Source organism: Streptococcus mitis SK564, from assembly GCF_000148525.1.
Taxonomy (GTDB): Bacteria; Bacillota; Bacilli; order Lactobacillales; family Streptococcaceae; genus Streptococcus; species Streptococcus mitis_H.
Map to the genome: position 1 here is coordinate 1 of NZ_AEDU01000003.1, position 13,551 is coordinate 13,551.

The window sequence follows — 13,551 nt, forward strand, 5'->3', positions numbered from 1 at the left end:
CCCAGAGTACAGATTCGTAGAAACGAAGAAACTGCCAAATGGAGATACAGAACATGTTTACGAAAAAGTAACACCACCAGCTCCAACACCTTTACCTGTTCCTCAACCAAATCCAGGTAAGCAAAATACAACTACTTGGACTGATGAGAATGGAAATCCATTGAAACCAACTGAGCCAGGTTCTAAAGAACCGGGAACAATTCCAGGTTACGAATATGTGAAGACTGTGACAGGTTCAAAAGGAAATATCAGACATATCTTCCGCAAAGTTGAGATGCCAACTCCAACACCGGTTGAACCAGTACAACCAGTTTCTCCACAAGAGCCAGAGACCCCAGAGCAACCAGTGACTCCGGAAATGCCAACAGTACCTGAGCAACCAAAACAACCAACAACACCTAAATATGTTGATGGTCAAAAAGAATTGCCATATACTGGTACAGAAGCTAACGCTAGTCTTGCAGCACTTGGACTTCTTGGAGCCCTTAGTGGATTTGGACTTCTTTCTCGCAAGAAAAAAGAAGACTAAAAACTCATAGTTTTTGAGAAGATGATTCGTCATCTTCTTTTTTTATTTCGGTGTTTTTACTTGCGTAAAAAATTTTTTTCTAGTATAATAGTTTATTGTGAGCGAACCTCACTTACCCCTTGCAAAGTCTTGGGGTCATTAGACCAAAAGGAGGAACATATCAATGGCTAAATACGAAATTCTTTATATCATTCGTCCAAACATTGAAGAAGAAGCTAAAAACGCTTTGGTAGCACGTTTTGACTCTATTTTGACTGACAACGGTGCAACTGTTGTTGAATCAAAATCTTGGGAAAAACGTCGTCTTGCATACGAAATCAAAGATTTCCGTGAAGGACTTTACCACATCGTTAACGTTGAAGCAAACGACGACGCAGCTCTTAAAGAGTTTGACCGTCTTTCAAAAATCAACGCTGACATTCTTCGTCACATGATCGTCAAAACTGACGCGTAAGAAGGTAAACTATGATTAACAATGTTGTACTTGTAGGGCGTATGACACGTGACGCTGAGTTGCGTTATACCCCATCAAATGTAGCAGTTGCGACTTTTACTCTTGCAGTAAACCGTACATTTAAGAGTCAAAATGGCGAACGTGAGGCTGATTTTATCAATGTCGTTATGTGGCGCCAACAGGCTGAAAACCTTGCTAACTGGGCTAAAAAAGGCTCACTTATCGGGGTGACAGGTCGTATCCAGACTCGTAGTTACGATAACCAGCAAGGACAACGTGTCTACGTGACAGAGGTCGTGGCTGAGAATTTCCAAATGTTGGAAAGCCGTAGTGTGCGTGAGGGTCACACAGGCGGAGCTTATTCTGCACCAAGTTCAAACTATTCAGCACCTACAAATTCAGTACCAGACTTTTCACGTGATGAAAATCCATTTGGAGCAACAAATTCATTGGATATTTCAGATGACGATTTACCATTCTAATGGACAACTAAAATTATAAAGGAGAAAAAACATGGCTCAACAACGTCGTGGCGGATTCAAACGCCGTAAAAAAGTTGATTACATCGCAGCAAACAAAATTGAATATGTTGATTACAAAGATACTGAGCTTCTTAGCCGTTTCGTTTCAGAACGTGGGAAAATCCTTCCTCGTCGTGTAACAGGAACTTCAGCTAAAAACCAACGTAAAGTAACAACAGCTATCAAACGCGCTCGCGTAATGGCTTTGATGCCTTTCGTAAACGAAGATTAAAGAAAAGACCCCGACGGGTCTTTTTTTCACGAGCCTTGAAATGAGAGAGCGAGTTGGGGTCCAGTGGACCTTTTTTTCAGACTTTTCCAGGACTCTGTTAGAATGGAGTCCCCTTTTGACCTAGTAAGATTCTTTTGTCTTACTAGGTTTTTTCTTTTAATCTTTATTATCGTGCTATAATGGTAGGAGAAAGCTTTAAAGGAGCAACTTATGAAGACGACATGTTCAATTAGAAAAATGCAAGAATCTGACATTAAAGATCTATCTCGAGGATTTATGAATCAAGGTTGGCCTGGTAGAGAGGGAATTTTGGCTAGATATTTTCTGGAACAGGAAAGTGGGGAGAGAGAAGTCTTAGTTGCAGAGATTGATGCTGCTGTAGCGGGCTACGTTACTATTTTGCCCTCTGCTAAACATGGTCCTTTTGCAGAAGTCTATCCAGAATTATCAGATTTTAATGTGTTTGAGCCTTTTCGAAATCAAGGGATTGGGAATCAACTGCTAGAAGAAGCAGAAAAACGAGTCAGGGTTGTTTCGAGTAAGGTCACTCTTGGTGTAGGTTTGCACTTAGGCTATGGCCCTGCCCAGAGATTGTATATCAGACGGGGCTACATTCTAGATGGGACAGGTGTCTGGTATCGAAATCAACCCTTGGAAATGAATGCAACTAGCCAAAATAATGATGATTTGGTTTTGTATCTAGTAAAGGAATTCGGATAAGAGATAAGGATTTTATTGGGGATGTGGGATTTCTCTACTTTATGGTATAATGGAAAGAGTTAGATTGAAAGAGGTAGTGAGATGGATGCCAAATTAAGATACAAGGCAAAAAAGATTAAGATTGTCTTTTTTGATATCGATGATACATTGCGGAATTCAAAGACAGGTTTTATTCCAGCTTCAATCCCAACTGTTTTTAAGCAATTACGTGAGAAAGGAATCTTGACAGGTATTGCTTCTGGACGAGGGATTTTTGGTGTCGTTCCAGAGATTCGTGAACTCAAGCCTGACTTTTTTGTAACCCTGAATGGGGCTTATATCGAAGATAAAAAAGGTCAGGTTATTTATCAACATCAGATCGAGAAGTCAGATGTTGAGGAGTATATCTCTTGGGCTAAGCAAGAAGGAATTGAGTATGGCTTGGTTGGGAGTCATGATGCTAAACTCTCCGCTCGAACTGAGATGATCAGTGAGGCTATTGATCCGATTTATCCAAACTTGGACGTGGATCCTGACTTCCATGAAAAAGTAGATATTTATCAGATGTGGACTTTTGAAGATAAGGGAGATGACTTGCACTTGCCTGACAGTCTCTCAGACAAACTTCGCATGGTTCGTTGGCATCAACATTCGTCTGATATTGTGCCGATTTCAGGCTCCAAAGCGACGGGTGTGGAAAAGGTTGTGGAACATCTTGGCTTGAAACCAGAGAACGTCATGGTTTTTGGAGATGGGCTGAATGACTTGGAACTCTTTGATTATGCTGGAATCAGCGTTGCAATGGGAATTTCTCATGATAACATCAAAGAAAAAGCAGATTATATTACAAAAACATTAGAAGAAGGTGGCATTTTTGATGCCTTAGAAGGATTTGGTATGGTAGAAAAAGAATTGCATTTCCCACAAGTAGACATTGAAACAGTAGAAGGTCCTCTTGCGACTATTAAGACTAATCATGGAGACTTGCGTATTAAGCTCTTCCCTGAACATGCTCCTAAAACAGTAGCTAACTTTGTAGCTCTTTCAAAAGATGGCTACTATGATGGTGTCATTTTCCACCGTATTATAAAGGATTTTATGATCCAAGGTGGAGACCCAACTGGAACTGGTATGGGTGGCGAGTCAATCTACGGCGAATCATTTGAGGATGAATTCTCAGAAGAACTTTACAATATCCGTGGTGCCCTTTCCATGGCCAATGCTGGTCCAAATACCAACGGCAGTCAGTTCTTTATCGTGCAAAATCAACATTTGCCTTATTCTAAGAAAGAAATTGCTCGTGGTGGTTGGCCAGAACCGATTGCGGAAATCTATGCAGAGCAAGGAGGAACTCCTCACCTAGACCGTCGTCATACTGTATTTGGTCAGCTAGCTGATGAAGCTTCTTACGCTGTCTTGGATGCCATTGCTGCTGTTGAGACTGGGGCTATGGACAAGCCAGTTGAAGATGTCGTGATTGAAACTATTGAAATCGAGGACTAAGATGAAAATCGGTGATAAGCTAAAGGGGCGTATTACAGGGATTCAGCCCTACGGTGCCTTTGTTGAACTAGAGACGGGTGATACGGGGCTGATTCACATTTCGGAGATTCGGACAGGATTTATTGAAAATATTCATGAAGCCTTGAAAGTCGATGAAGAGGTTCTGGTTCAGGTAGTGGATTTAGATGAATTTACAGGGAAAGCTAGTCTTTCAATCCGCACTTTGGAGGAAGAAAAGCACCAGTTTCCGAGACGGCGACGCTTTTCAAGCGACCGTTTTAACTACGGCTTTGCTCCTCTTAAACGAATGATGCCAATTTGGACCAAGGAAGCCCTTCAACATTTGAAGAAGCAGAAGCACTAGTTAGAAATCTCTATCTTTTGTAATGTTAATATAAATTTGCTATAATAGAACCATGGAAGAAGAACAATTATTAAAATCAGGAGAGCGCATTAACCAGCTCTTTTCGACAGATATTAAAATCATTCAAAATAGAGAGGTTTTTAGCTATTCGGTGGATAGTGTTCTCTTGTCACGATTTCCACGTTTTCCTAAAAAGGGCTTGATAGTGGATTTCTGCGCTGGGAATGGAGCAGTGGGGCTTTTTGCCAGCACCCGTACTCAGGCACAGATTTTGGCTGTTGAGATTCAGGAGCGTTTGGCGGATATGGCTGAACGCTCTGTCCGTTTGAATGGTTTGGAAGAGCAGATGGAGGTCATCTGTGATGATTTGAAAAATATGCCTTCTCGTATACAGGGAAGTAAGGTGGATATGATTTTGTGTAATCCGCCTTATTTCAAGGTGGATCCTCATTCAAACCTGAACGAGAGCGAACATTATCTCTTGGCGCGCCATGAAATCACGACCAATTTGCAGGAAATCTGTCGTAGTGCCCAGAGTATTCTCAAGTCTAATGGACGGTTGGCCATGGTTCATCGTCCTGATCGACTTCTGGATATTTTGGATACCTTACAACGGCATAATCTAGCCCCTAAGCGCCTGCAGTTTGTTTATCCAAAAAGAGAAAAGGAAGCCAATATGCTTTTGATTGAGGCTATCAAGGATGGCTCAACAAGCGGTTTTAAGGTCTTGCCACCTCTCATTGTCCACAATGATGATGGCTCTTATACGCCGGAACTCGAAGAGATTTATTATGGATCATAAGGCTTATATGTACGTGCTGGAGTGTCGTGATGGATCTTACTATACAGGCTATACGACTGATGTGAGAAGACGCCTCGCTGTCCACAATAGTGGGAAGGGAGCCAAATACACACGAGCACGCTTGCCAGTCAAACTCATCTATGCTCAAGGTTTTGCCAGTAAGGCAGAAGCCATGTCGGCTGAAGCCCTTCTAAAGCGTAAGAAGAGGTTACAGAAGGAGCAATTTTTATCTGAAAATCAAGATAGAAATTTGCTCAGTTATTTTGAAGAGTAGCGGGGAGTCCTTTGACTCCTCTTACTTTTGTCAAAAAGCGAAAAAAATGCTACAATAAAGAGAATAAACAAAATGAGGTATTATCATGTCTAAGATTCTAGTATTTGGTCACCAAAATCCAGACTCAGATGCCATCGGGTCATCTGTAGCCTTTGCCTACCTTGCAAAAGAAGCTTACGGTTTGGATACGGAAGCTGTTGCCCTTGGAACTCCAAATGAAGAAACAGCCTTTGTCTTGAACTATTTTGGTGTGGAAGCACCGCGTGTTATCACTTCTGCTAAAGCAGAAGGTGCAGAGCAAGTTATCTTGACTGACCACAATGAATTCCAACAATCTGTATCAGATATCGCTGAAGTAGAAGTTTATGGTGTTGTAGACCACCACCGTGTGGCTAACTTTGAAACTGCAAGTCCACTTTACATGCGTTTGGAGCCAGTTGGTTCAGCGTCTTCAATCGTTTACCGTATGTTCAAAGAACATGGTGTGGCTGTGCCTAAAGAGATTGCTGGTTTGATGCTTTCAGGTTTGATTTCAGATACTCTTCTTTTGAAATCACCAACAACACACCCAACAGATACAGTCATTGCTCCTGAATTGGCTGAATTGGCTGGTGTCAACTTGGAGGAATATGGTTTGGCAATGTTGAAAGCTGGTACAAACTTGGCCAGCAAATCTGCTGAAGAATTGATTGATATCGATGCTAAGACTTTTGAATTGAACGGAAATAATGTCCGTGTTGCTCAAGTAAATACAGTTGACATCGCTGAAGTCTTGGAACGTCAAGCAGAAATTGAAGCTGCAATGCAAGCGGCCAACACAGCAAACGGCTACTCTGACTTTGTCTTGATGATTACAGATATCGTCAACTCAAACTCAGAAATCTTGGCTCTTGGTGCCAATATGGGCAAGGTCGAAGCGGCTTTCAACTTCAAACTTGAAAACAACCATGCTTTCCTTGCTGGTGCTGTTTCACGTAAGAAACAAGTGGTGCCTCAATTGACTGAAAGCTTTAATGCTTAAGATTTTGGGTGTCAGTTCAAAATCGGAAAGTCTAGTTTGAATTATATCGAAGGGAGTTTCGGCTCCTTTTTTTCTAGGAGTGAAGTATGTTAGAAAATGGCGATTTGATTTTTGTGAGAGATGAGTCAGATATGGGACAGGCCATCCTGACTTCCACAGGCAACTATAACCATGTTGCCATTTATTTGGATGGGATGATTTACCATGCTAGTGGAAAATTTGGTGTTATCTGTCAAGAACCAGCAGACTTCTTTGAGTCCAATCATTTGTACGACCTCTATGTCTACCCAGAACTAGACATCCAGTCTGTCAAGGAAAGAGCTTGCAAACATCTTGGGGCTCCCTACAATACTTCTTTCTATCCAGATGGAGCTGGTTTCTACTGTTCCCAGTATATGGCAGAAATCCTACCGATTTTTGAAACCATACCTATGAAATTTGGGGATGGGGAGCAGGAGATTAGTGATTTTTGGAGGGAGTATTATAGAGAACTAGGTCTGCCTGTTCCTCTAAACCAAGCTGGGACCAATCCCAGTCAGTTGGCAGCATCGCCTCTGTTAAAATGTAAAGAAAGGAATCTTCATGATTCAGATTTTTAATCCATCTCGTTTGACGAGACAGCCATTTTTTGGAGAATTAATCCGCTATCTGGACCAGCATGAGGATGTGATTCTACGGGAAATTAAGGCCAAGTTTCCAGATGTAGCAGTTGACAAACTCATGGAAGAGTATATAAAGGCAGGTTTGATTCTACGGGAAAATAAGCGCTATTACCTTAGTCTTCCTATGCTTGAATCACTCGATAGTCTTGAACTGGATCAAGAGATTTTTGTCAAAGAAGATAGTCCGACCTATCAAGCTTTGTTGCAGAAGAGTTTTGAGACAGAATTGCGCAATCAGACCAATGCAGCTATTTTAGTTGAAAAGACGGACTTTGCTAGATCAAAAATGACCCTGTCCAATTATTTCTACAAGGTCAAACATCAGTATCCTTTGACAAAAAAACAGCAGGAGCTCTATGACATTTTGGGAGATGTCAATCCTGAGTATGCTCTCAAATATATGACGACTTTTTTGTTGAAATTTCTTAAAAAAGCCCAGCTTATGCAGAAACGCCGTGATATCTTTGTGGACAGTTTAGTTCTCCTAGGTTATATTGGCCAAAATGAAGATGGAAAGTATGAGTTGGCTATCGATTTGGATAAGGAAAGATTAACTTTCTACTTGGTCTGATTTCTTGTTTCTGAGCACATTGTTTGACTTTCCTTAGTATTCGGTATAAACTATATGTAACCGGTAACACATATCGGAATAAAACTAAAGGAGACAATCAAATGTCACTTGAAAACAAATTGGAACAAGCAACAGGCGCTATCAAAGAAGGATTTGGTAAAGTTACTGGGGATAGCAAGACAGAACTTGAAGGAGCTGTTGAAAAGACAGTTGCTAAGGCAAAAGAAGTAGTTGAAGATGCTAAAGATGCTGCAGAAGGTGCTGTTGAAGGTTTGAAAAACGCTTTCAAATAAAGATAGAAAAAATCAAGGGTTTCATTTCCCTTGATTTTTTTACTATCTTATAAATAATTTTCTGCGACAGCTGCATCTCCAGGATAGGCTTCTTTCTTGCCTTGGACGATTTGGTAGCAATCTGCTCCCTTACCAGCAATAATAACTGCATCTAATTCGTGATTTGTGATAGCCATCGCTGCCTTGATGGCTTCTTGGCGATCCGCAATTTTTTCAACAGGATGATCGATATAGCTACTAATTTCATCCGCAATAGCCATTGGGTTTTCGTAGTTGGGGTCATCAGCAGTCAGAAAGACTTGAATCTCAGGATGTTGATTAAGGAGGAGGCCAAAGTCTTTACGACGGCTTTCTCCTTTATTTCCTGTTGAACCCAGAACCAGAGCAATTTTTCCAGTTTGATGAGTTTCAACCACATTGATGAGTTTTTTGAGACTATCACCATTGTGGGCATAGTCGATGAAGACCTTGGCTCCATTTTTCTGGGTGAGGACTTCCATACGACCAGGAACACGGGTTGCTGCGATTCCTTTTTTGATGTCCTCAAGACTAGCGCCCAGACGGAGACAGGCAAGTCCTGCAGCGACTGCATTTTCTTGGTTGAAGTGGCCAATCAGTTGGATATCATAATCACCAGCGAGTTTACCAGTAGCTGAAAAGCTAAAGGCTTTGGAATTCTCGATTTGGTTACTTGACTGGCTACCATAGAAATCATGCTCTTGATCTTCCACCTGTTCTTTCAAGACTGAGAAATGGTCCATGTCACTATTAATGATGACTGCTCGGCTATTTTCCATCAAGAGTCGCTTGTGGTAGAAGTAGTCTTCAAAGCTAGGGTGTTCAATAGGGCCAATATGGTCTGGGCTGATATTGAGGAAAACTCCCACATCAAAGGTTAGACCATAGACACGTTTGACCAGATAGGCTTGACTGGATACTTCCATGATGAGGTGGGTACGGTCATTTTGCACAGCTTGATTCATCATATCAAAGAGGTCAATGCTCTCAGGAGTTGTCAATGCAGACTTAAAGAAAGTTTTGCCGTCTAGAGTTGTATTCATGGTCGAGAGCATAGCAGGTCGATGCCCTTGAGACAAAATGTTATAGGCGAAGTAGGCTGCTGTTGTCTTACCCTTGGTTCCAGTAAAGGCCAGGAGTTTAAGTTTTTCCTGTGGATTGCCGTAAAACTCCATAGCAATCAAACTCATGGCTTTCTTTATATCACTGACGATAATGGCAGGAATACCAACCTCATAGTCCTTTTCAGCCACATACCAACCGAGGCCTTGAGAGATGGCTGAAAGAAGAAATTCCTTCTTAAAGGCAGCACCTTTGACGAAAAAGAGGCTCTTCTCTTTGGCCTTGCGGCTGTCATAGCAGATGGTGTCAAAGACGACATCGCTATAGTTGTAGTGGTAATGTCCTTGGTCAATAATCTCACGGAAGAGACTATCTTTCTTTAATATATCTAATACGGTTTCAATCTTAATCATACTTTCTATTGTAAACCGAAAGTCGTAAATTTACAAGTGACAAGGAAAAGTTTATAATGGAAGATGAGGAATTTTTCCTAGTGATTAAAATAAAATGAGGAATCTATGTCTAACGAAAACAATCACCAGCAGGCCCAGATGTTACGGGGGACTGCTTGGCTAACGGCTAGTAACTTTATCAGTCGCCTGCTAGGGGCCATTTATATTATCCCCTGGTATATCTGGATGGGGTCTTATGCGGCTACGGCCAATGGTCTCTTTACCATGGGCTACAATATCTATGCCTGGTTCTTGCTAGTTTCAACAGCGGGTATTCCAGTTGCGGTGGCCAAGCAAGTTGCCAAGTATAATACCATGCGAGAAGAGGAGCATAGCTTTGCCCTGATTCGGAGTTTTTTAGGCTTTATGACGGGACTAGGTCTGGTCTTTGCTCTGGTCTTATATGTCTTTGCTCCTTGGCTAGCAGATTTGTCGGGTGTAGGGAAAGACCTGATCCCAATTATGCAGAGCTTGGCTTGGGCGGTCTTGATTTTCCCATCTATGAGTGTTATCCGAGGCTTCTTCCAAGGAATGAATAATCTCAAACCTTATGCCATGAGCCAAATCGCTGAGCAGGTCATTCGTGTTATCTGGATGCTCCTAGCTACCTTTATGATTATGAAAATGGGCTCAGGAGATTATCTAGCAGCAGTTACCCAATCCACCTTTGCTGCCTTTGTCGGCATGGTAGCCAGTTTTGCAGTTTTGATTTATTTCCTTGCAAAAGAAGGTTTACTAAAAAGAGTTCTTGAAACAGGGGATAAGATTAATAGTAAGCGTCTCTTGGTCGATACCATTAAGGAAGCCATTCCTTTTATCCTGACAGGGTCTGCCATCCAACTTTTCCAGATTCTGGACCAGATGACCTTTATCAATAGTATGAGTTGGTTTACCAATTATAGCAATGAAGACTTGGTTGTCATGTTTTCTTATTTCTCAGCCAACCCTAATAAAATCACTATGATTTTGATTTCTGTTGGGGTTTCGATTGGGAGTGTAGGCTTGCCACTTTTGACTGAAAACTACGTCAAGGGAGATTTGAGGGCAGCTTCTCGTCTCGTTCAGGACAGTATTACCATGCTTTTCTTATTCCTACTGCCAGCAACGGTTGGAGTGGTTATGGTAGGAGAACCTCTCTATACTGTCTTCTATGGCAAGCCAGATAGTTTGGCTATGGGCTTGTTTGTATTTGCAGTTTTGCAGTCTACTATTTTAGGCTTGTACATGGTCTTGTCTCCAATGCTTCAGGCCATGTTCCGCAACCGCAAGGCTGTTCTCTATTTTATCTATGGTTCAATTGCCAAGCTAGTCTTGCAAATTCCAACCATTGCCCTCTTCCACAGTTATGGTCCCTTGATTTCTACAACCATCGGTCTTATCATTCCTAACATCTTGATGTATCGGGATATTTGTAAGGTAACAGGTGTCAAGCGCAAGATTATTGTGAAGCGAACCATTTTAATCAGTTTGTTAACTCTTTTCATGCTTCTTGTAGTAGGAACAATACAGTGGATTTTAGGATTTGTCTTCCAACCAAGTGGACGTTTGTGGAGCTTCCTTTATGTAGCTCTTGTTGGTGCCATGGGAGGAGGAATTTACGGATTCTTGAGCCTTCGTACTCGTTTATTGGACAAGGTGATTGGACAAGCTCAAGCAGATCGCCTGCGATCAAAATTAAAAATTTCTTAAAAAATAATTTATAAATAAAATGAATAAGTTGAGTTTTTTTAAAATCAAAACACTCTCTTATTCATTTTTTATTGTTAGAATTGGATATGAAATGTAAAACAGAGAATAAATAACGAAAGTAATTGAATTTTATGTCAAAAAAACACTTGACTAAAAAGTAGTTAGTTTGTATAATAAAACAAATATTTAAATCAGGAGGTTCTGGAGATGAAAAAGTCTAAGGTCAAGTATGCAACACTTGCAGGTGTCGTGTTAAGTGCAGGTATTTTATTAAGCGCGTGTGGAAATTCTAGCACAGGGTCAAAAACATATAACTATGTTTACTCAAGCGATCCATCTAGTTTGAACTATCTAGCAGAAAATCGTGCAACAACAAATGATATTGTGACCAATCTGGTAGATGGTCTCATGGAAAATGACCAATACGGGAACTATGTTCCATCCTTGGCAGAGGATTGGAGTGTTTCTAAGGACGGTTTGACCTATACCTACAAACTTCGTAAGGATATTAAGTGGTATACTTCAGATGGGGAAGAATATGCTCCTGTAACTGCCCAAGATTTTGTGACAGGTTTGAAATATGCGGCTGATAAAAAATCAGAAGCCTTGTACTTAGTGCAAGAATCTGTTGCTGGTTTAGATGACTATATCACTGGTAAAACAACAGACTTTTCAACTGTCGGAGTCAAGGCTCTTGATGACCAGACTGTTCAATATACCTTGACACGACCTGAATCTTACTGGAACTCAAAAACAACGTCAACTATTCTCTTCCCAGTTAATGCAGATTTCTTGAAATCAAAAGGGGATGATTTTGGCAAGGTAGACCCATCTAGCATTTTGTATAATGGACCTTTCTTGATGAAATCCTTTGTTTCAAAATCTGTCATCGAATTCAAGAAAAATCCTAACTACTGGGATGCTAAAAATGTCTTTGTAGATGATGTGAAATTGGCTTATTTTGATGGTAGTGACCAAGATGCACTGGCTCGTAACTTTGTGGAGGGGGCTTATAGCTACGCTCGTCTCTATCCAAATAGTTCAAGTTTTGAAGGGATTAAAGAAAAGAATAAGGACAATATCATTTATAGCATGCAAGATGCTACATCTTATTTCTTAAACTTTAACCTGGATAGAAAATCTTATAAATTTACTTCCAAGACAAGTGATGCTGAAAAGAAATCGACTCAGGAAGCGGTTCTTAATAAAAACTTCCGTCAAGCCATTAACTTTGCCTATGACCGTACAGCTTACGGGGCTCAATCTCAAGGAGAGGATGGTGCAACTAAGATTTTACGTAACCTCGTCGTTCCTCCAAACTTCGTAAGTATCAATGGAAAAGACTTTGGTGAAGTAGTAGCCTCTAAGATGGTGAATTATGGCAAAGAATGGCAAGGAATCAACTTTGCAGATGCCCAGGATCCATACTACAATCCCGAAAAAGCCAAGGCTAAATTTGCAGAAGCTAAGAAAGAACTTCAAGCCAAAGGAGTCCAATTCCCTATCCACTTAGATAAAGCAGTAGATTTGACGAATAAGGCAGAGATTCAAGGAATTAATTCCATGAAACAATCAATTGAATCTGTCTTGGGTTCAGATAATGTTGTGATTGATGTTCACCAACTCTCTACTGAAGACTTTGATAATACAAGCTATTTGGCTCAAACTGCTGCTCAGAAAGATTATGATCTTTACAATGGTGGTTGGAGTGCAGATTATCAAGACCCTTCAACCTATCTTGATGTCTTTAATGTTAATTCTGGTGGTTTGATGCAAAATCTAGGTTTAGAGCCAGGTGAAGTCAATGACAAGGCCAAGGCTGTTGGATTGGATGTCTACACTCAAATGTTGGAAGAAGCCAATAAGGAGCAAGATCCAGCTAAACGTTATGAAAAATATGCTGATGCTCAGGCTTGGTTAGTAGATAGCTCTCTAGCAATTCCAAATGTTTCACTAGGCGGAACACCAACATTGAGAAAAATTGTTCCTTTCTCAACACCATATTCATTGGCTGGTAATAAAGGGGTTGAATCATATAAATACCTCAAATTACAAGATAAGACAGTCACAAAAGACGAATATGAAAAAGCCAAAGAAAAATGGCTAAAAGAAAAAGAAGAATCTAATAAAAAAGCTCAAGAAGAATTGGCAAAACACGTCAAATAAGGATTTTTCCAGCAAAACGATGGTTTCGAAAGAAGCTGTCGTTTTTTAATAGAATGATGGTAAATTTGGAAGAAAAATCTCACATTTTTTTCTTTGTTTCTTGAGTTTATGTTATAATGAATATAACATAAATGTGAGACGCTATTTTCGAAAATCTACCCAATGTTGATTGAAGTATGCATATGCTAGGGTAATGTTATAGGAGGGATGCCGTCTACTGAAAAAGTAAGATAAAACGT

16 protein-coding genes are annotated in these 13,551 nt (G+C 40.6%); 15 read left to right on the forward strand and 1 reads right to left on the reverse strand.

Annotation, left to right across the window (positions count from 1 at the left end; genetic code table 11):
• The 13 genes from SMSK564_RS0101920 to SMSK564_RS03455 form a co-directional block, all read left to right on the forward strand.
• Nucleotides 1-529 (forward strand): LPXTG cell wall anchor domain-containing protein (locus tag SMSK564_RS0101920; protein WP_000296811.1); only part of this gene is annotated, 529 nt, incomplete at its 5' end.
• Between the two features lie 163 nt (nucleotides 530-692).
• Nucleotides 693-983, forward strand: coding sequence for a 30S ribosomal protein S6 (gene rpsF / locus SMSK564_RS03400; protein WP_001151778.1), 291 nt, complete (start codon nucleotides 693-695; stop codon nucleotides 981-983).
• An 11-nt stretch (nucleotides 984-994) separates the two neighbouring features.
• Nucleotides 995-1,465 carry a single-stranded DNA-binding protein SsbA gene (gene ssbA / locus SMSK564_RS03405; RefSeq protein ID WP_000609603.1) on the forward strand — a complete coding sequence of 157 codons (471 nt, stop codon included), beginning with the start codon at nucleotides 995-997 and terminating at the stop codon, nucleotides 1,463-1,465.
• 31 nt (nucleotides 1,466-1,496) lie between these two features.
• Nucleotides 1,497-1,736 (forward strand): 30S ribosomal protein S18, encoded by a 240-nt coding sequence (gene rpsR, locus SMSK564_RS03410; protein ID WP_000068664.1) that lies wholly within the window; start codon nucleotides 1,497-1,499, stop codon nucleotides 1,734-1,736.
• A gap of 210 nt (nucleotides 1,737-1,946) precedes the next feature.
• Nucleotides 1,947-2,456 carry a GNAT family N-acetyltransferase gene (locus SMSK564_RS03415; RefSeq protein ID WP_000858587.1) on the forward strand — a complete coding sequence of 170 codons (510 nt, stop codon included), beginning with the start codon at nucleotides 1,947-1,949 and terminating at the stop codon, nucleotides 2,454-2,456.
• Between the two features lie 81 nt (nucleotides 2,457-2,537).
• Nucleotides 2,538-3,938, forward strand: a complete 1,401-nt coding sequence (locus SMSK564_RS03420; RefSeq protein ID WP_000339007.1) for a bifunctional Cof-type HAD-IIB family hydrolase/peptidylprolyl isomerase — start codon at nucleotides 2,538-2,540, stop codon at nucleotides 3,936-3,938.
• 1 nt (nucleotide 3,939) lies between these two features.
• Nucleotides 3,940-4,302, forward strand: coding sequence for a S1 RNA-binding domain-containing protein (locus SMSK564_RS03425; protein ID WP_000689590.1), 363 nt, complete (start codon nucleotides 3,940-3,942; stop codon nucleotides 4,300-4,302).
• A gap of 52 nt (nucleotides 4,303-4,354) precedes the next feature.
• Complete coding sequence (locus SMSK564_RS03430; RefSeq protein ID WP_000390771.1) at nucleotides 4,355-5,104, forward strand: tRNA1(Val) (adenine(37)-N6)-methyltransferase; 750 nt, start codon at nucleotides 4,355-4,357, stop codon at nucleotides 5,102-5,104.
• Nucleotides 5,094-5,378 (forward strand): GIY-YIG nuclease family protein, encoded by a 285-nt coding sequence (locus tag SMSK564_RS03435; RefSeq protein ID WP_000349610.1) that lies wholly within the window; start codon nucleotides 5,094-5,096, stop codon nucleotides 5,376-5,378. Before SMSK564_RS03430 ends, SMSK564_RS03435 begins: the two co-directional genes overlap by 11 nt.
• An 85-nt stretch (nucleotides 5,379-5,463) precedes the next feature.
• Complete coding sequence (locus SMSK564_RS03440; protein ID WP_000036054.1) at nucleotides 5,464-6,399, forward strand: manganese-dependent inorganic pyrophosphatase; 936 nt, start codon at nucleotides 5,464-5,466, stop codon at nucleotides 6,397-6,399.
• Between the two features lie 86 nt (nucleotides 6,400-6,485).
• On the forward strand, nucleotides 6,486-6,998 hold the full coding sequence (locus SMSK564_RS03445; protein WP_000892235.1) for a YiiX/YebB-like N1pC/P60 family cysteine hydrolase: 513 nt from the start codon (nucleotides 6,486-6,488) through the stop codon (nucleotides 6,996-6,998).
• Nucleotides 6,982-7,632 (forward strand): DUF1803 domain-containing protein, encoded by a 651-nt coding sequence (locus tag SMSK564_RS03450; RefSeq protein ID WP_000614469.1) that lies wholly within the window; start codon nucleotides 6,982-6,984, stop codon nucleotides 7,630-7,632. Before SMSK564_RS03445 ends, SMSK564_RS03450 begins: the two co-directional genes overlap by 17 nt.
• Before the next feature lie 101 nt (nucleotides 7,633-7,733).
• Nucleotides 7,734-7,925: a CsbD family protein gene (locus SMSK564_RS03455; RefSeq protein WP_000051188.1), complete on the forward strand. Its 192-nt coding sequence runs from the start codon at nucleotides 7,734-7,736 to the stop codon at nucleotides 7,923-7,925.
• Nucleotides 7,926-7,972: 47 nt separating this feature from the next.
• Here the strand turns inward: SMSK564_RS03455 and SMSK564_RS03460 are convergent, their stop codons facing one another.
• Nucleotides 7,973-9,418, reverse strand: coding sequence for a UDP-N-acetylmuramoyl-L-alanyl-D-glutamate--L-lysine ligase (locus SMSK564_RS03460; protein ID WP_000590325.1), 1,446 nt, complete (start codon nucleotides 9,416-9,418; stop codon nucleotides 7,973-7,975).
• Nucleotides 9,419-9,523: 105 nt separating this feature from the next.
• On the opposite strand from SMSK564_RS03460, the gene SMSK564_RS03465 reads away from it, so the two are divergent.
• Both SMSK564_RS03465 and SMSK564_RS03470 read left to right on the forward strand, forming a co-directional pair.
• Entirely contained in the window at nucleotides 9,524-11,146 is a 1,623-nt protein-coding gene (locus SMSK564_RS03465; RefSeq protein ID WP_000064187.1) for a putative polysaccharide biosynthesis protein, read from the forward strand.
• Between the two features lie 207 nt (nucleotides 11,147-11,353).
• A complete protein-coding gene (locus SMSK564_RS03470; protein ID WP_000748896.1) occupies nucleotides 11,354-13,312 on the forward strand; it encodes a peptide ABC transporter substrate-binding protein in 1,959 nt (652 codons plus the stop codon).
• Nucleotides 13,313-13,551: the final 239 nt, after the last annotated feature.

Bases quoted from the DNA above. Each gene is read 5' to 3' on its own strand.
- SMSK564_RS03435 (WP_000349610.1), top strand. From the start codon at position 5,094: ATGGATCATAAGGCTTATATGTACGTGCTGGAGTGTCGTGATGGATCT.
- SMSK564_RS03420 (WP_000339007.1), top strand. From the start codon at position 2,538: ATGGATGCCAAATTAAGATACAAGGCAAAAAAGATTAAGATTGTCTTT.
- SMSK564_RS03470 (WP_000748896.1), top strand. From the start codon at position 11,354: ATGAAAAAGTCTAAGGTCAAGTATGCAACACTTGCAGGTGTCGTGTTA.
- SMSK564_RS03425 (WP_000689590.1), top strand. From the start codon at position 3,940: ATGAAAATCGGTGATAAGCTAAAGGGGCGTATTACAGGGATTCAGCCC.
- SMSK564_RS03460 (WP_000590325.1), bottom strand. From the start codon at position 9,418: ATGATTAAGATTGAAACCGTATTAGATATATTAAAGAAAGATAGTCTC.
- SMSK564_RS03415 (WP_000858587.1), top strand. From the start codon at position 1,947: ATGAAGACGACATGTTCAATTAGAAAAATGCAAGAATCTGACATTAAA.
- SMSK564_RS03440 (WP_000036054.1), top strand. From the start codon at position 5,464: ATGTCTAAGATTCTAGTATTTGGTCACCAAAATCCAGACTCAGATGCC.
- rpsR (WP_000068664.1), top strand. From the start codon at position 1,497: ATGGCTCAACAACGTCGTGGCGGATTCAAACGCCGTAAAAAAGTTGAT.
- SMSK564_RS03430 (WP_000390771.1), top strand. From the start codon at position 4,355: ATGGAAGAAGAACAATTATTAAAATCAGGAGAGCGCATTAACCAGCTC.
- SMSK564_RS03465 (WP_000064187.1), top strand. From the start codon at position 9,524: ATGTCTAACGAAAACAATCACCAGCAGGCCCAGATGTTACGGGGGACT.
- ssbA (WP_000609603.1), top strand. From the start codon at position 995: ATGATTAACAATGTTGTACTTGTAGGGCGTATGACACGTGACGCTGAG.
- SMSK564_RS03455 (WP_000051188.1), top strand. From the start codon at position 7,734: ATGTCACTTGAAAACAAATTGGAACAAGCAACAGGCGCTATCAAAGAA.
- SMSK564_RS03450 (WP_000614469.1), top strand. From the start codon at position 6,982: ATGATTCAGATTTTTAATCCATCTCGTTTGACGAGACAGCCATTTTTT.
- SMSK564_RS03445 (WP_000892235.1), top strand. From the start codon at position 6,486: ATGTTAGAAAATGGCGATTTGATTTTTGTGAGAGATGAGTCAGATATG.
- rpsF (WP_001151778.1), top strand. From the start codon at position 693: ATGGCTAAATACGAAATTCTTTATATCATTCGTCCAAACATTGAAGAA.